The organism is Desulfuromonas sp. DDH964 (assembly GCF_001611275.1).
Lineage (GTDB): Bacteria > Desulfobacterota > Desulfuromonadia > Desulfuromonadales > DDH964 > DDH964.
This window is the reverse complement of record NZ_CP015080.1, coordinates 199,722-215,729: the sequence shown is the minus strand read 5'-3', so window position 1 is coordinate 215,729 and position 16,008 is coordinate 199,722. Positions and strand designations below refer to the sequence as shown.

General features: G+C 55.4%; 17 protein-coding genes. 12 read left to right on the top strand and 5 right to left on the bottom strand.

Features of this window, described 5'->3' with window-relative positions; genetic code table 11:
* Positions 1 to 335: 335 nt before the first annotated feature.
* Positions 336 to 821, bottom strand: coding sequence for a helix-turn-helix transcriptional regulator (locus tag DBW_RS01010; RefSeq protein WP_066722970.1), 486 nt, complete (start codon positions 819 to 821; stop codon positions 336 to 338).
* On the opposite strand from DBW_RS01010, the gene DBW_RS01005 reads away from it, so the two are divergent.
* Positions 791 to 1,303 (top strand): ATP-binding protein, encoded by a 513-nt coding sequence (locus DBW_RS01005; RefSeq protein WP_066729594.1) that lies wholly within the window; start codon positions 791 to 793, stop codon positions 1,301 to 1,303. The genes DBW_RS01010 and DBW_RS01005 overlap by 31 nt on opposite strands.
* 623 nt (positions 1,304 to 1,926) lie before the next feature.
* Here DBW_RS01005 and DBW_RS17945 read toward each other — a convergent pair.
* Positions 1,927 to 2,190 carry a GSU3473 family protein gene (locus DBW_RS17945; RefSeq protein WP_197463694.1) on the bottom strand — a complete coding sequence of 88 codons (264 nt, stop codon included), beginning with the start codon at positions 2,188 to 2,190 and terminating at the stop codon, positions 1,927 to 1,929.
* 399 nt (positions 2,191 to 2,589) lie between these two features.
* Between DBW_RS17945 and DBW_RS01000 the strand changes: the two genes are divergently transcribed.
* Together DBW_RS01000 and DBW_RS00995 are read left to right on the top strand one after the other, a co-directional pair.
* Positions 2,590 to 5,016, top strand: coding sequence for a multicopper oxidase domain-containing protein (locus DBW_RS01000; RefSeq protein WP_066722967.1), 2,427 nt, complete (start codon positions 2,590 to 2,592; stop codon positions 5,014 to 5,016).
* Between the two features lie 35 nt (positions 5,017 to 5,051).
* A complete protein-coding gene (locus tag DBW_RS00995; protein WP_066722964.1) occupies positions 5,052 to 5,438 on the top strand; it encodes a DUF302 domain-containing protein in 387 nt (128 codons plus the stop codon).
* Positions 5,439 to 5,486: 48 nt separating this feature from the next.
* On the opposite strand, the gene DBW_RS00990 is transcribed toward DBW_RS00995, so the two are convergent.
* A complete protein-coding gene (locus tag DBW_RS00990) occupies positions 5,487 to 6,014 on the bottom strand; it encodes a c-type cytochrome (protein ID WP_066722961.1) in 528 nt (175 codons plus the stop codon).
* A 591-nt stretch (positions 6,015 to 6,605) separates the two neighbouring features.
* Between DBW_RS00990 and DBW_RS00985 the strand changes: the two genes are divergently transcribed.
* The 8 genes from DBW_RS00985 (at position 6,606) to DBW_RS00955 (ending at position 13,857) form a co-directional block, all read left to right on the top strand.
* Positions 6,606 to 7,031, top strand: a complete 426-nt coding sequence (locus tag DBW_RS00985; protein WP_082820108.1) for a heavy metal-responsive transcriptional regulator — start codon at positions 6,606 to 6,608, stop codon at positions 7,029 to 7,031.
* Between the two features lie 19 nt (positions 7,032 to 7,050).
* Complete coding sequence (locus tag DBW_RS18690; RefSeq protein WP_197463693.1) at positions 7,051 to 7,197, top strand: hypothetical protein; 147 nt, start codon at positions 7,051 to 7,053, stop codon at positions 7,195 to 7,197.
* A gap of 73 nt (positions 7,198 to 7,270) precedes the next feature.
* Positions 7,271 to 7,915 (top strand): Spy/CpxP family protein refolding chaperone, encoded by a 645-nt coding sequence (locus DBW_RS00980; protein WP_066722958.1) that lies wholly within the window; start codon positions 7,271 to 7,273, stop codon positions 7,913 to 7,915.
* Between the two features lie 29 nt (positions 7,916 to 7,944).
* Positions 7,945 to 10,383: a heavy metal translocating P-type ATPase gene (locus tag DBW_RS00975; protein WP_082820107.1), complete on the top strand. Its 2,439-nt coding sequence runs from the start codon at positions 7,945 to 7,947 to the stop codon at positions 10,381 to 10,383.
* A gap of 78 nt (positions 10,384 to 10,461) precedes the next feature.
* Positions 10,462 to 11,814 (top strand): APC family permease, encoded by a 1,353-nt coding sequence (locus tag DBW_RS00970; protein ID WP_082820106.1) that lies wholly within the window; start codon positions 10,462 to 10,464, stop codon positions 11,812 to 11,814.
* Between the two features lie 29 nt (positions 11,815 to 11,843).
* Complete coding sequence (locus DBW_RS00965) at positions 11,844 to 12,071, top strand: hypothetical protein (protein WP_066729583.1); 228 nt, start codon at positions 11,844 to 11,846, stop codon at positions 12,069 to 12,071.
* A gap of 162 nt (positions 12,072 to 12,233) precedes the next feature.
* The gene (locus tag DBW_RS00960; RefSeq protein WP_066722955.1) at positions 12,234 to 12,905 is read left to right on the top strand and encodes a methyltransferase family protein; all 672 of its coding nucleotides are present in this window, start codon (positions 12,234 to 12,236) and stop codon (positions 12,903 to 12,905) included.
* 43 nt (positions 12,906 to 12,948) lie between these two features.
* On the top strand, positions 12,949 to 13,857 hold the full coding sequence (locus DBW_RS00955; protein WP_066722952.1) for a DMT family transporter: 909 nt from the start codon (positions 12,949 to 12,951) through the stop codon (positions 13,855 to 13,857).
* Between the two features lie 19 nt (positions 13,858 to 13,876).
* On the opposite strand, the gene DBW_RS00950 is transcribed toward DBW_RS00955, so the two are convergent.
* Positions 13,877 to 14,362, bottom strand: coding sequence for a helix-turn-helix transcriptional regulator (locus DBW_RS00950; RefSeq protein ID WP_066722949.1), 486 nt, complete (start codon positions 14,360 to 14,362; stop codon positions 13,877 to 13,879).
* Here DBW_RS00950 and DBW_RS00945 point away from each other — a divergent pair.
* Positions 14,332 to 14,817: an ATP-binding protein gene (locus DBW_RS00945; protein ID WP_066729581.1), complete on the top strand. Its 486-nt coding sequence runs from the start codon at positions 14,332 to 14,334 to the stop codon at positions 14,815 to 14,817. The two genes, DBW_RS00950 and DBW_RS00945, sit on opposite strands and share 31 nt — an antisense overlap.
* 85 nt (positions 14,818 to 14,902) lie before the next feature.
* Here DBW_RS00945 and DBW_RS00940 read toward each other — a convergent pair whose 3' ends face one another.
* Entirely contained in the window at positions 14,903 to 16,006 is a 1,104-nt protein-coding gene (locus DBW_RS00940; RefSeq protein WP_066722946.1) for an SO_0444 family Cu/Zn efflux transporter, read from the bottom strand.
* Positions 16,007 to 16,008 lie beyond the last annotated feature (2 nt).

The following is a 16,008-nucleotide window of genomic DNA, read 5'->3' as shown; positions in this document are numbered from 1 at the left end:
ATTTATTTCGTGCAGAGCTACCGCATGTCTGCCAGCCTGCTCATAAAAAAATCATTTGTTCCAACGTTTCTCCATAAGTCGAAAATCATTTCTTCTCGTCGAAAAATGGCATTATTTCAGCTCGTCAGTCGAAAATCACCTGTTTCCAAACGGGAGGGAAGGCCTATTCAACTCAAATTCTGAGGCGTTTACTCGACTTATTTGACTCAGTAGGCAGTGTTCCATAAACGCCTTTGGCAGGATCACGTTCCTCATAGCTTCTCTGAAGTCGTCCTTGCCAGAAAAGAATTCATTCAATCACTTGCCGCAGCACTCTCTTCCGACAAGGCAGCTCCTCACCGCTGGACCGCGCCAGGCTCTTGGGCGTGACCTGATAAAAATAGCTCAACCGTCCTCCTGTTCCGTCGACAAGGATTATGTCTTCCCGTCAACCAGTCGGCCAGCTGTTCGGGATCACGGTCCATTTCAGCTCCAAGCTGTTCCAAAGACAGCCCGTTGACCTGCTTGTACCAGGCCAGTCTCTCCAACAGGTCTTCAGAGCAGGGGATCGGGTTGTAGCCGAGAAACTTGATGACTTTCGGCATGCAGCTCAATGTGATCGACGACCAGTTATTTTCCCAATTCCAGATGGTGGAGGTTGTCACTCCAATCTGAACGGCGACATTTTTTTGGTACAAGCCAAGCTCGATACGGCGGCGGCGCAGGTGATCACCGAGGGTGATCGGTTCTTCGGTAAGCTCCTTAGGTATCTGTATTTTAAAGGGAATTTCGATTTTGTGCGGGGTTTCAGGTGAATTGGAAAACTTGTAAAAGATGTTCAAACCCCTGCAAGTGTGGATTCCTCGGTGATTTCAGTAACTTATGTCCTTGTACACCGCACGACATCCAACGTTATCGGCAACGCCTTTCCGGCCCACTGCTCGATAGAATTGATCTTCAGATTGAGGTCCCAAGGGTGCCACATAAGGATCTGGCCGATCCGGTCGAGGGAGAATCATCAGCCATCATCCGCGCCCGGGTAGAAAAGGCCCGCACGATCCAACGGGAGCGACTAGCCTCTTATGGTCTCCACGCCAACGCCGCCATGGCCGCCCGGCATATCCGCAAGTTCTGCCAGCTCGACGAAGCGGGGCAAAAACTGCTGGAGATGGTGGTTGATAAGCTTGGCATGTCGGCACGATCTTACAGCCGCATTCTCAAGGTGGCGCGGACGATTGCCGATCTGGCGGGGGAAGAAAATATCCGGGAACCGCATTTGGCCGAAGCAATTCAGTATCGGGGGTTGGATCGAGAATTAACTTGACGATATTTCCATATATGGTGGATCACAATCACCTTCCCGGGATTGTTCTATTTTTTCGAGAGAGTTCAATTCTCTAATGGCCCATGCCGTGCCATGGAAAATGAACACAACCTGTTAAGGTAAGAGTGAATCCTATAAGCAACAAAACTCCGACGACTAGAAAGAACTTTTTCATCTGATCTCCTTTAAGCGTTAATGGTGGTTTGAATCTGTCATCGAGAAAACCGAACAGCTAACGAAGGCACTCCATCAGCGGACTAAGCTCAAACCCAATCGGTGCCACTATTATCAGCGCTAACCACCCAAGTACGAAAACTGAGCTGAGGCTGAGGAGGGAAAACCAGAGGGCAAAGTCCATATCTGCATGCGGCGGCACTTCCGTATGATCAGACTTTTTGGTGTACACTTCAGATGGACTGTGCACGCCCAGAAGCTGACAACATCGTGAGCATAATTTATACGCTCTGCTGACTGGCGCTCCACAACCGAGGCAGTTAATATGAGTTAGATTCATAAAAAACCTGTCTTTGACAAAAGCCCTTGAATGGATTTCGGTCGTTCCCACGGAGGTAAAGGCCCGTGGGCTTCCTTACATCAATTCAGGAAAATTGAAGATACTGGTTTCACAACACACCCGCAGCCTCAGGAAAAAGTTTTTTCGAGAAGTTTTCACTGCTGCTCAACACATCTGTGGCTGCCGTCCCTCGCCTTTCGGTACCGTGATAAAATTCGTCATTACCTTGTCCTCGAACAGGGTCTCTGCCGAGAACAACCCAGCCACTTGCGCGCTTAAATCCTTCTATCTCTTCAGTTTCAATCAAAGTGTTAAGCCGAGTCGCTTTAACCATGTCGAAGCGGCCGTCTGGGTACCGAATACGAATCACCATCGATTTTCCCTTTCAAAAGTTTTTTTTATTGGCTCCACGTTCAAAGCACCACCCCAAGGGTATCGCCATACTAGGGTTGAATTTGAGGGAATTTCTTCAATGCACCGTCGGATATTCTACAGCGCGCATTCTGAGAGCCTTCTGTAGTCAGCGACACCTTTCACCCCCTGAACAAATGGACCTTTCTGCTTCGTCCCAGTATTTAAGCTATTTGACCCCAAGATTCGGGATTATGAGCCTGATAAAAAAAATTGAACCTTTTACTGTCATGCTCAGGACGCAGGTACCATTTGAAAGGAGGCATGCTATTGTTATACAGCTATCATGCCAATAAAAAGATCCGGGGCTTGACCTTCCCCTTGCGGATCTATTGAGTTTGCAAATTCAAGGAGGCGTCAGATGTTTCTTCACGTAGAAAAAGCTCTCGCGACGATTTTACTGTTAGCCACGCTACTGAGCCCCGTATGGGCGAGAGCTGCAACCGTCGAATATGACCTCACTATTGCCGAAAATGAAGTCAACTACAGCGGCCGCCCCGCACAGGCGATGACCGTTAACGGCGGCATCCCCGGTCCGGTGTTGGAGTTTACCGAAGGGGATCTGGCGCGTATCCGGGTGCATAACGCCATGTCGATCGAGACTTCAGTGCACTGGCACGGAGTTCTGGTGCCGCCGGAGATGGACGGGGTGCCGTTGGTCAGTTTCCCGCCGATTGCCCCCGGATCAACTTTTACTTACGAATTTCCCATCCGTCAGAGCGGCACCTACTGGTACCATTCGCATACCAGTCTGCAGGAACAGAGCGGGGTTTACGGTGCCATCAAGATTCTGCCGCGATCAGAAGACCATACCGCTGATCTCGATCGGGTGGTGATGCTGTCGGACTGGACCGATGTCGAACCGCACGAGGTGCTGCGCACCCTGAAACGGGGGAGCGACTGGATGGCGCTCGAAAAGGGGAGCGCCCAGAGCATTTTTGGAGCGATGAAACTGGGCATGCTGGGCGACTATTTCGCCCGGGAACTGCAGCGGATGCCGGCCATGGACATCGCGGACATCTCCTACGACCGCTTTCTGGCCAATGGACAACCGGAACTGACCATGGCCGATGCGGGTGGTAAAACGCTCCGCCTGCGGATCGTCAACGGCGGTGCCGGAACCAACTTTTATCTGGAATACAGCGGCGGACCGATGACCATCATCTCCGCCGACGGGCAGCCGGTTGAACCCGTTGAGGAAACCCGCTTTTTGATTGCTATCGCTGAAACCTACGATGTGCTGGTCAGGGTTCCGGCAGACGGCGCCTTTGAACTGCGCGCCACCGCCCAGGACGGCTCCGGCTACGCCTCGATTTGGCTCGGCGCCGGAGAGCGTTACGCCGCGCCGGATATCCCGAAGCCGAACCTCTACCAGGGGATGGGGAGCGCCAGCCTTCGGCAGGTCTTCGTCCTGACGCCAGCCGGGACCATGGGGATGAGCGACAACGAGGTCAGGGGCGGCAAATTCGATACCCCGGGCATGGCAGGGATGTCGATGGAGATGGAGGGGATGGACCATGGTTCCGGCATGGCGCCAATGGTCATGCCCGGGATGGATCACAGCAGTCAAGAGATGAGGGCAGGCAGTATGTCTAAAGAGGTTCCTCAAGCGGAGCTGGAGTCCCTGTTTGACGAGCCGCAAACGGCTGTGACATCACTGGCAAAAGGGCGCGGGACGGAGCATGCAGGGCATATGCTGCCGGCCATGCAGAACGCACCGACAGGGGAAATTGCGGCTGGCCATAGCGGCAAACGCTTTGGCTCAAACTTTCGCCCCCTGGCTGCCGATGTTTCCTCTGCGGGACCGCTGGCAGTCGACGGCATGAGCGCCGCGCGCCCCTGGCCCCCTTATGAAAAGCTCCGCGCGCCCCGCTCCACCTCCCTGCCGGCCGGCAAGCCGGTTCGCGAAATCCGTCTGACCCTCGACGGCGATATGGAGCGCTACGTCTGGTTCCTCAACAACAAGCCTCTTTCGGAGAGCGATGCCATCCGCATCCGGGAAGGTGAGGTGGTGCGCTTCATCATGATCAACCGCACCATGATGCACCACCCGATGCACCTACACGGCCACTTCTTCCGGGTCCTCAACGGCCAGGGGGATCACGCCCCCCTCAAGCACACCGTCGATGTCGCCCCCATGTCAACCACGGTCATCGAGTTCGACGCCAACGAGGTCGGCGACTGGTTCTTCCACTGCCATCTTCTCTACCATATGAAGAGCGGCATGGCCCGGGTGGTCAGCTATGAAAATTTCACCTTGAATCCCCAGTTGGCGGCAATCAGGCCGAAGCTCTACCAGGATTCCTCGTACGCCTGGGGCCAGGCGGAGATTCTCAGCAACATGAGCGAAGGGTTCGTCACAACCGCGAACACCCGCAACAATCTGAGTGCCGAGTGGGAAATCGGCTGGGGGCAGGTCGATGAGACCGAATGGGAGGCGTTGCTGACCTGGGATCGCTACATCAATCGGTTTTTCACTGTCTTTGCCGGTGCCGATATCGGTAACGCCATTGAAGAGGACCGGGCGGTAGCCGGCCTGCGCTACCTGTTGCCGTTCATGCTGGAAACCAGCGCCTTTGTCGGCAGCGACGGCGAGGCCCGGGTGACCGTTGCCAGAATGTTCGAGCTCATGCCGCGCCTGTCCCTGGACGGACTGGTGCAATACGATACCGACAGCTACTGGGAGTACATTGGGGGGATCTCCTACACACTCACAAAGGATTTTTCTTTGCGGGCGCAGTGGCACTCAGATTATCGCTGGGGGGCAGGCTTACAGGTCCGCTTCTGAAACTGAAAAAAGTTGTTTGGGGAGGAGATGATTCTATGGACTATCATTTCAGTCGACAATTGAACATGGCTTTCGCGGAAGCTGAAACGCTGGTGATCAGCAAGCTGGCGGAGGAAGGGTTCGGGATCCTGACCGAGATCGATGTGCAGGCGACTCTGAAAAAGAAACTGGGAGTTGATTTTACACCCTACAAAATTCTCGGCGCCTGTAACCCGCAATTTGCACACCAGGCTTTACAGGTTGAACCAAGAATCGGCACCATGCTGCCTTGCAATGTCATTCTGCGTGAGCTGACGGGAGGGGTCATCGAAGTATCAGCCGTTGATCCCCTCGCCTCGATGCAGGCGATTGACAACCCGGAACTCTGGGCGGTTGCCGGACAGGTGCGGGACAAACTGCAGCGGGTAATTGCGGCGCTCTGAGGTCAGCGGGCAACCGGGCGATGATGAGTCCCCGCATAAAGCCAACGCTCAGTCGTGGTGCCTCTTCTCTTCCTTTGTAAAAAGATCCTCAACCGTTTCAGTCTGCTGCAGGGACAGGATGTGGTTGATCAGGTGCCAGCGGTCGGCTGCACCGAGCCCGGGGAAGGGGGGCATGCCGGTCGCTTCGGTGCCGTTGCCGATGATCCAGAATTTCTCACCGGGGTTGTACATGCCGCTGTGATGGGTGTCGAGAAAGTTGGCAGGCGGGGTCGGTAAGGCTGCCGCTGCCGGTCCCTTGCCGTCCCCTTTTTCGCCGTGACAGACAGCACAGTTCTGCACGAACAACTCTTTGCCCCTTGCCAGGGACTCCACATCTGGAACAACTGGGGTTCGCTCCATAATCCGGTATTCCTCGGGCACTTTTTCCTTGACCGCCATCATCGCTTGCATGTGCGGGTCCATCTTTGTTTTTTCCGAATGCTTCTCCTTGCCGTGAGCCATCGCCGAACCGACAGCTGCGATTACCAATAACAACGCGAACAGGGTGAGCCGGCACATAAATCGAATTTCGATCATGATAGTTCTCTCTTTCATGGACAGGGAACAGCCTTTGGGACGTGGCGTCCCTGGTCACTTGCTATTTCACTCAGGACAACCCTGGGCGGCTCGGAAGTTTCACAACTCTTTAATACCTCGACCTTACCAGAGACAGCGATTTTTCGCATCAGAGAATCCATCACCGGGCAGTGTTTCCCAACCATTTCGGCCAATTGTCGCAGTTTCTCTTCCGGTTCGTCGGAGACGATTTTGGTCGTAAAAGAAATCTGTGAAAAACCGGAAGGAACGTCCGCCACTGCCCATTCCTGCGATGAGCAATGACCACCAAGTTGCCGAGAATTTCTGGTTTGCAGCCGAATAGGAGACTTCCCATCCTATTGTTTAGTTTAATGTTCCCCCCTTTCGTTTTATCGGCATATCAATTGCGAGGTCAGAGGTACAGGTCGTAAATTCAGTAGGTTGGGACGAAAATTGTGGGATATCCAACGGTGACACGAAAAAAACCTACAATTTGCTTTTTTGTCTTGACTCTGGTCTATAGTCAAGGGTTTAGGGTTGAGTCATCAAGGTCATCACAACAAACAAATTTCAAAATCGGGAGACAAAAAAATGCTGCATTCCCTCACCATCGGCAAGTTGGCCAAAAAAGCAGACGTCAGTATTGACAGCATCAGATTTTACGAGCGCCGTGGACTGATCGCCGAACCGACACGAACGGAATCCAATTACCGCGTTTATCCTTTGGAGGCCGCAGACCGGCTGCGGTTTATCAAAAAAGCACAGAGGCTTGGCTTTTCCTTGGGCGAGATCCAGGAACTCTTGGAGTTGAGCCATGACCCGGTGGCTTCCAAAGCCGATGTAAAAGCGAAAACCGAGGAGAAGATCGAGGATATACGGGGTAAAATTCAGGACCTCAGTCGGATGCTGAAAGCCCTGGAACAATTAGACGAAAGCTGTGACGGACATGGACCGATTGCCGAATGTCCAATTCTGAAGGCTTTGGCTACAGATGACAGCCATGAGTGTCATCATTAACCACAAAACGAGGTGATTTATGAACCCGACACTGACAGACATCCTCTGGTACCTGGCAATCGGCGCATTCTTCATTATGATGATGCGTAAAGGTGGCTGCTGCGGTGGTCACAAGAAAGAACAGAAACAGGAAATCAACGAGAACAAAGTCGAGCATAAGCATTAATCCGAACCGTATTTTGCCTGATTTTCAGAGCAAAGATAAACATCAAACGATTACAACGATAGAGGAGACCATCATGAAAAGAGTATTGTTCACCGCTGTTCTGATCAGTGTCTACATCGGGACCACCGTCATTTCCAGCCTGGCTGCATCTGAGCATGAAGCGCACCACCCCGCTGGAGCGCAGTCCGCTGCGACAACCTCCAAGCAGGGAAAGATGAATCCGCAGGGAATGGCCCAGATGCCCTGTATGGCTGCAGCTGATGCGGGTTCCATGTCGCAGATGATGGGAATGATGGGTGAGGGAATGGGCGACATGATGGACGCAGGCATGGGTAAGATGATGAGCGCCGGGAAAATGGGGATGATGGAACAGCGCATGGCGCACATGTTCTACCTGGACCGTGTCGATGAGTTGGGTCTCTCCGCTGACCAGGTCAGCAAACTAAAGACTCTTCACATGGATTGCCGCAAGGACAACATTCGTAACGCCGCCGAGGCGAAGATCGCCCGACTCGATCTCGCTGACTTGCTTTCTGGCGACAACTGGACACTGAAGGACGCAGAAGCTCTGGTTCGCAAAATCCAGAAACTCGAAGGCGATATTCAGGTTCGTCATCTGCAGGCCATAAGCGATGCCCATAAAGTTCTGACCAACGAGCAGTTGAAGCAGGCGCGTTCGGGCGAGGCGTCTGGCAATCTGGAAAGCTTGTTTCAATAAGCCTCTATTTTACAGGAAAGGTCTGAGTTATGAGAGATCCGGTTTGCGGCATGGAAACAACCCTTGAGGCCAAAGGGGGAACAGCCCAATGGCAGGGAGGAACCTTCGCATTCTGCTCGGAGAAATGCCGAGAGAAGTTCACGGCTGATCCCGAAGCCTATGTAAAAAACCCTGCCAAGGACCCGGTTTGCGGCATGACCGTCAGCGCAGAGAAAAACGCCGGCTCTCATACCCACGAGGGGACAGAGTACCTGTTCTGCTCCAGCAAGTGCCGGGAGAAATTTGCCGCCGACCCGGAGGCCTACCTCCATCCGCAGCCGAAGACAGCCGATCCGGCGGACGCGTCGCGGGAATATACCTGCCCGATGCACCCCGAAATTGTCCAGCAGGGGCCGGGCAGCTGCCCCAAGTGCGGCATGGACCTGGAGCCGATGGCTGCCTCCGCTGAGGACGACGAAGAGGAAGAAGCGGCGATTCGCAGTTTGAAACGCAAGACTTTGGTCGCCGGTGTGCTGACCCTGCCGGTGCTGCTGCTCGCTTTCGACAGCATGATCCCCGGGCTCTCCTTTGAAGGGTACCTTTCGGCGCGGCTGCAGGGCTGGCTGGAACTGGTTCTGGCGACACCGGTCATCCTCTGGGCGGGCAGCCTCTTTTTCACCCGCGGCTGGCAATCGATCGTCAACCGCAGCCTGAACATGTTCACCCTGATCATGCTGGGGGTCGGTGCCGCCTATGCTTATAGTGTCATGGCGGTTCTGTTTCCCGACCTCTTCCCGGAATCCTTCCGCAGGCAGGGTGAGGTCGCGCTTTATTTCGAAGCTGGCGCGGTCATCACCACCCTCATCCTGCTCGGGCAATGGCTCGAAGCCCGCGCCCGTCGGCAGACCGGTCAAGCGATTCAGAGTCTGCTCAATCTCGCGGCCAAAACCGCGCATCGACTCAAGGATGACGGTGAAGAAGAGGAGGTGGAGATTGATGTGATTCAAAAGGGCGACCGTCTGCGCGTGCGTCCCGGCGAAAAAATTCCCCTCGACGGCGTCATTCTCGACGGCAAGAGCACCATCGACGAATCCATGCTCACCGGCGAGCCGATCCCCGTGGAGAAAGGCGAAGACGACAAGGTGATCGGCGCTACGGTCAACCAAACGGGCAGCTTCATTATGCGTGCTGAGGCCGTAGGTGAGGAGACCATGCTTTCGCAAATCGTGAAAATGGTTGCCGAAGCCCAACGCAGTCGGGCACCAATCCAGAAACTGGCCGACCAGGTCGCGGGCTATTTTGTGCCTGCGGTCGTGTTGACCGCGCTGATCGCTTTCGGCGTCTGGGCCGCCTTCGGCCCCGCGCCGGCCATGTCCTACGCCATCGTCGTGGCCGTCTCCGTGCTGATCATCGCCTGCCCCTGCGCACTGGGTCTGGCCACACCCATGTCGATTATGGTCGGGGTCGGCAAGGGCGCCCAAAGCGGCATCCTGATCAAAAACGCCGAAGCCATCGAGCGCGCCGAGAAAGTCACCCACCTCATTACCGACAAGACCGGCACGCTCACCGAAGGCAAGCCATCGGTGGTCGATGCGCAATCGCCGGACGGCGTTGAGCCCGGCGACTTGCTGCGCCTGGCGGCGGCCGTCGAGGCGCAGTCCGAACACCCTCTCGCCCGGGCTGTTGTCGATAAGGCGAAGGAAGAAGGGCTCGAACTGCCGGATATCACAGATTTCGAGAGCACGACCGGTGGCGGTGTCCAGGCCAGGGTCGAGGGCAAGATGATTCGAATCGGCAAACGGGGCTTCCTCGAAGCGAAAAACATTACCATCCCCGACGCGCTATCGCAGGAGGCAGAGCGTCTGCAAGGCGAGGCCAAGACAGTGATCTGGGCCGGACGCGACGATCAGCTGCTCGGTCTCATCGCCATCGCCGATCCGATCAAAAAGACCTCGAAAGAGGCCATCGAGTCGCTGCACGCAATGGGGATCACCGTGGTCATGTGCACGGGGGACAATCCGCGTACCGCCAAAGCCGTGGCCAAAGAGCTGGGGATCGACGAAGTGCATGCCGAAGTCTCTCCTGAGGACAAACAGCGTATCGTCAACGAATTGAAGGACAAGGGATATCGCGTTGCCATGGCGGGTGACGGAATCAACGACGCCCCCGCCCTCGCTGCGGCTGATGTAGGCGTCGCCATGGGCACCGGTACGGACGTCGCCATCGAGAGCGCTGGGTTGACTCTCGTCAAGGGCGACCTGCGAGGTATTGTCAGCGGCCTGCGCCTCAGCCGTGCGGTCATGCGCAATATCCGCCAGAATCTGTTTTTCGCCTTCATCTACAACGCTGCCGGCGTGCCCATTGCCGCCGGAATACTCTATCCCTTTTTCGGCATCCTGCTCAGCCCGATGATCGCCGGTGCCGCTATGGCCTTCAGTTCGCTCTCGGTGGTCAGCAACGCCTTGCGGCTGCGCAAGTTTTCTCTATAAATAAGCGTGCCGGACGACGTTAGGTGAATTCGTACATGGAATCGATCAAGATCGAACTTATAAACAACCGGAGCTTTCATGGCTAAAAATGATGACAGAACGACGCAGTACCGCGAAGGCAGCCTGACGTTGGCGGGGACGGTCATGCTGGGAACCGGTGTCATGATAGGCGCCGGCATCTTTGCGCTGACCGGGCAGATGGCGCAGATGACGGGGGTTCTCTTTCCGCTGGCGTTTCTGGCCGCGGCCGTAATTGTCGCTATTAGCGCCTATTCCTACATCAAGATCTCTAACGCCTATCCGTCCGCCGGTGGTATCGGCATGTATCTGCACAAGGCCTACGGAGACCGGCTGCCGACGGCCTTTAATGCACTGCTGATGTATTTTTCAATGGTGATCGCCCAAAGCTTTCTTGCCCGCACGTTCGGTGCCTATACCATGCAGCTTTTCGGCGGAGACGCGAGTGGTCGCATGGTGCCCATTCTCGGGGTGTCACTCCTCCTGGTGGTCTTTCTGATCAACCTGTCAGGCAACAGTCTGATTCAGGGCGTGGCCTCCTTTATCGGTATTCTGAAAATCGTGGGGATACTGATCTTTGGAATTGTGGGTGTCTGGATTGCCGATAGTATCTCCGTCGACTTCTCCCGCACGGGAGAAGCCGGAACCATTGGCAATTTCCTGGGGGCGACTGCGCTCGGAATACTGGCGTTCAAGGGATTCACAACGATCACCAACAGCGGCTCGGAGGTGCAAGATCCCCATCGTAATGTTGGTCGCGCCATCATGATTTCCATTGCCGCGTGCGTGGTGATCTACACCCTGGTCGGTTTCGCCGTTGCGAGCAATCTTTCACTCGCCGAAATCGTCGCGACCCAGAATTACTCCCTTGCCGCTGCAGCCCGGCCGGCATTGGGCGATTATGGCGTCTGGTTCACTGTGGCCATCGCCATCATGGCCACCGCCGGTGGCCTTCTGGCCAGTGTTTTTGCAGTCTCGCGCATGCTGGCGATGCTGACGGAAATGAAGCTGGTTCCCCACAGTCACTTTGGTATGCCAGGCAGTATCCAGAAGCACACACTGGTCTATACGGTGGTGCTCGGCCTGTTCCTGACCGCATTCTTTGACCTTTCCCGGATCGCGGCACTGGGTATCGTGTTCTACCTGATCATGGACATTGCCATTCACTGGGGCGTTATCCGCTATCTGCGCGAGGACATCAAGGCCAGGGTCTGGGTGCCCGCCCCCGCCATTGTGCTCGATTTACTCGCCCTCGGAGGTTTTGTCTGGGTCAAACTGAATTCCGACCCCTTTGTGATTGGTGTTGCCGTTGTCACGATGGTCGTCATAGCGGTCGGCGAGCTGATTTTCCTGAAAAAGACGGCGGGAGCCAGACAGTCTGATCAAGAGGAATCTGATGCGCACCATCACTGAAAACCGAAATTGAAACGGAGGTTATGACCATGATGGGGAATCACATGTATTATGACACGATGTGGGCAGGGCACTGGCTGTGGATGCTGGTCATTGCTGTTGCAGTCGTCATCCCGGTCTGGCGTATCTGCCAGCGCACCGGCTATCCGGGCTGGGCGGGTATCCTGATCCTGTTTCCTGTTATTAATCTCATTTTTCTTTACTTCCTGGCGTTTGCGGCTTGGCCGGCGGATAAAACCGGAGATCAGAATGGCTGAGCACCGACACGCCTACAGATCACCTGCTAATCTGGCGGAATGTCGGGGCATTGCATATCGCGTTTCGGCGATGAGTTTGGCCAGCAGGTCACACCCGTGTACACGACGTCTTTGCCGCAAATTTTCGTCACAAACCGTCTGCGAAGACTTTGGAGTTGAGAGATGAATGAATCGTTCAGTCATAGTGGAGCATGGGGCCTTGCGATTATCGTCATCGTGTTGATCTCCTGGTTTTTCTATCGTTATTTTGCGCCGAAGAATTGGCGCGAGTGGGCAGGCGCCGGGGTGGTGCAGGCCTTTATCATCGCGCTATACGCCGAGATGTACGGCTTCCCGCTCACCATTTATCTGCTGGTGCGTTTCTTTGGTCTCGACAGCGAGTACGTCAGCGCCAACCTCTGGTCCACGCTGGTCGGGCTGGGCGAGGCCGGCATGTTCGTCTCAATGTTGCTGGGCTACGCGCTCGCCTTCATCGGCATCGGTCTTTTCATCCAGGGCTGGCGTCAGGTGCACCGGGCACGCAAAGAAGATAGACTGGTTACTGACGGGCTTTATGCTTATGTGCGAAATCCTCAGTACACCGGCTTGTTCATTGCGCTGTTCGGCGAAGGTGTGGTGCACTGGCCAACGCTGTTCTCGGTCGGACTGTTCCCGGTGATTGTGCTCGTCTACGTCTGGCTGGCGTATCGTGAGGAAGCGCAGATGATCGACCGGTTTGGCGACGCCTACCGCGCATATCGGCGGCAAGTGCCTATGTTTATCCCTCGCTGGGGTCAATGGCGGCAACTTGCGGATGTTTCACAGGATCTCTCCGATCACGAGGATTCTGGGTGACCGTTGTTGAGTCAGCATCAGACCGCAGTGGAAGGGTAACGATTTGAATCCCAGATATGCCATCGCAGGCCTGTCTGCTGGCCAAACGACGAAACTCGTCATCCTAGCGTACATTGTACTTGTTTCCTCTGCCTGCTACCTGTTGATTTTACGCGGGCTACAGGCGGCACCGCCGCTTGCCTTTGGTGGTGTCCGAACCGTGCTGGGAGGAACCTTCATCCTGCTTGTTGCCTGGCTCTCGGGTCAGCCGATCATCCCTGCGAAAAAACTCTGGAAATGGATCCCTTTGGTTGCATTGACCGCGACCACTCTCACGTTCGGGTCTATGTTTCTAAGTCCAAGCTTTGCTGGAGCGGGGCTGGCGTCGATTCTGGGGAATGCCCAGCCCTTTTTTATCGCCCTGATCGCATTTATGTTTCTTAACGAACGCCTTTCCCGGCAGCAACTAATCGCACTCGGCTGCGGATTGATCGGTATCCTGATTATTATATTGCCCTCAGCTGCGGGACAGGACAACCTACTACTGACCGGAACACTACTGGCGCTGACCACCTCTCTCGCGGCAGCAATCGGCACTGTTCTTGGCCGCCACTTAAAGCTGGCGAGGTCACTGCTGGCTTTTTCGGGCTGGCAACTTATTGTCGGTGGTGCCGCCCTCTTGCTGATCTCGGTCGGCATCTCTGAACCTAATATTCAATGGAGTTCCGAGTTTTTAGCTATTTTGGTACTTCTGGGCATATTCAACTCTGCGGTTACTACCTGCGCCTGGTTCTGGTTGCTGCAAAAGGAACAGGCAGGAAGTCTCGGGATTTTTCTTCTTCTCATCCCTGTTCTGGGCGTGTTGTGGGCGCTACTGTTTCGTGGAGAGCAGCCACAGCCCAACGCTATTCTGGGTGGGCTACTGATTCTCGGTGCGGTCGTCTATCAAGAATACCGAAATTACCAGAGATGACTTGCCAGCAAAAAAAATATTAAATCTGCTTTGTGTCGGTTTTCTCTTCGTTCTTTTTCAAAAAGTTTTCGATTGCTTCCCGATTTCGTCGACAAGGGTTATGTCGACCGCTCAGCCAGTCGGACAATTGCTCGGGGTCACGGCCCATTTCAGCGCCAAGCTGTTCCAAAGACAGCCCCTTGACTTGCTTGTACCAGGCCAGCCTTTCCATCAGGTCCTCGGGGAAGGGGACGGGATTGTATTCGAGGAATTCGATGACTTTTGGCATACAACTCAATGTGATCGATGACCAGTTATTTTCCCAATTCCAGATGGTGGAGGTGGTCACTCCAATCTGTGCTGCGACATCTTTCTGGTACAATCCAAGCTCTAATCGGCGGCGACGCATGTGATCGCCGAGAGTAACGGGTTCTTTGACGAGTTCTTCAGGTGACTGGATTTTAAGGGGAATTTCGATTTTGTGCGGGGTATTCTGTGAGTTGGAATACTTGTAAAAGATGTTCAAACCCCTGCAAATGCGGATTTCTCGGTGATTTCAGTAACTTATGTACTTGTACACCGCACGACATCCAAAGTTATCGGCGGCGATTGTCAGGACCATTGCTGGATAGAATCGACCTGCAGATCGATGTCCCACGGGTGCCGCACAAGGATCTGGCCGATCCGGTCGAAGGGGAATCTTCGGCAACCATCCGTGCCCGGGTAGAAAAAGCCCGCACGATCCAGCGCGAGCGTCTTGCTCCCTATGGCCTGCACGCCAACGCCGCCATGGCCGCCCGGCATATCCGCAAATTCTGCCCGGTGGACGACCAGGGGCAGAAACTGCTGGAGATGGTCACCGACAAGCTGGGGCTGTCGGCACGTAGCTACAGTCGTATCCTCAAGGTGGCACGGACGATTGCTTATCTGGTGGGAGAAGAAAATATCCATCAGCAGCATTTGGCCGAGGCGATACAGTAACGGGGGCTGGATCGCCGCAATCAATTGCCTGTTTTAGGTAGTTCAGACATTTGGACCGACGAACCGCCGGTCAGCAGGAGGGGCTTCAGGTGCCGTCGGCTTCGGAGGTCTGGCATCCACAATCTGCGTCTTTTCCGCGCGGCCAGTAGCATCGCGCCAGAAGCAGCAGAAGTGCCACGGCCGCAGCCACCATCATAGGGGAATCGGCAGCCGCGCCGACCTCGCTCACCCACCGCGTGATATCGAGTCCGCTCCAGGCGTAGATGCGGTTGGTGAGCCACCCAAGAGCCAAGGAGCAGAGGGCGATCGAGCACAGGTAGACGATAGTCGCTGCCCGACCGAAATAACGGGCGACCACAGTGATGGTTGCCGCATTGGTGGCCGGTCCGGCCAGCAGAAAGACCAGTGCTGCACCCGGAGAGAGTCCCTTGAGGACTAAGGCTGCTGCCACTGGGGTCGAAGCGCTGGCACAGATGTAGAGGGGAATCCCCACTCCGAGCATGATTAGCAGAGACAAAAGTTCATTGCCGAGATAGCGGGTGAAGAAGTCGTCCGGAACGAAGTAGGCGACCACCCCGGCGATGGAGATGCCCAATAGCAGCCACTTGCCAATGTCCCCTAGCAGATCGCCGAAGGCGTAGGCGAGACCGTTTCGCAAGCGGCGACCGAGAGGGGTCCGGGTTTCCGGGGCGGCCAGATTCCCACTGCAGGAGGTGACGCATCCGCAGCTCCCGTCGCCTATCCTGCTGCCGGACCCGGCAGGATCAGGTCCATCTTCTGGGAGGCGATTGATCAGCAGCCCGGTCACCGTGGCGGTGATGAAGGAGGCCACAGGCCGCACCACGGTCATGAGCGGGTCGAGCAGGGCGTAGGTGATGGCGATGGAGTCGACGCCGGTTTCGGGAACCGAAACCAGGAACGCCGCCGAGGCCCCCTTGCTTGCCCCTTGTTTGCGCAAGCCGATGGCCGCCGGGATCACCCCGCAGGAGCAAAGTGGCAGGGGAATGCCGAACAGCGAAGCCTTGAGCACCGAGGCGGTGCTGTTCTTCCCCAGGTGCCGGGCCACAGTTTCCTCAGGCAGCAGAGCCTTGAGCACCCCGGCGGCGAAAAATCCGAACAGCACATAAGGGGCCGACTCGACCAGGATTTCCCAGCACTCGATAAGGATACCCGTAACAGTCTCAAACATAA

Coding starts and splice junctions, on each gene's coding strand:
- DBW_RS17945 (WP_197463694.1), bottom strand. CDS start 2,190: ATGGTGATTCGTATTCGGTACCCAGACGGCCGCTTCGACATGGTTAAA.
- DBW_RS01000 (WP_066722967.1), top strand. CDS start 2,590: ATGTTTCTTCACGTAGAAAAAGCTCTCGCGACGATTTTACTGTTAGCC.
- DBW_RS00995 (WP_066722964.1), top strand. CDS start 5,052: ATGGACTATCATTTCAGTCGACAATTGAACATGGCTTTCGCGGAAGCT.
- DBW_RS00990 (WP_066722961.1), bottom strand. CDS start 6,014: ATGATCGAAATTCGATTTATGTGCCGGCTCACCCTGTTCGCGTTGTTA.
- DBW_RS00985 (WP_082820108.1), top strand. CDS start 6,606: ATGCTGCATTCCCTCACCATCGGCAAGTTGGCCAAAAAAGCAGACGTC.
- DBW_RS18690 (WP_197463693.1), top strand. CDS start 7,051: ATGAACCCGACACTGACAGACATCCTCTGGTACCTGGCAATCGGCGCA.
- DBW_RS00980 (WP_066722958.1), top strand. CDS start 7,271: ATGAAAAGAGTATTGTTCACCGCTGTTCTGATCAGTGTCTACATCGGG.
- DBW_RS00975 (WP_082820107.1), top strand. CDS start 7,945: ATGAGAGATCCGGTTTGCGGCATGGAAACAACCCTTGAGGCCAAAGGG.
- DBW_RS00970 (WP_082820106.1), top strand. CDS start 10,462: ATGGCTAAAAATGATGACAGAACGACGCAGTACCGCGAAGGCAGCCTG.
- DBW_RS00965 (WP_066729583.1), top strand. CDS start 11,844: ATGATGGGGAATCACATGTATTATGACACGATGTGGGCAGGGCACTGG.
- DBW_RS00960 (WP_066722955.1), top strand. CDS start 12,234: ATGAATGAATCGTTCAGTCATAGTGGAGCATGGGGCCTTGCGATTATC.
- DBW_RS00940 (WP_066722946.1), bottom strand. CDS start 16,006: ATGTTTGAGACTGTTACGGGTATCCTTATCGAGTGCTGGGAAATCCTG.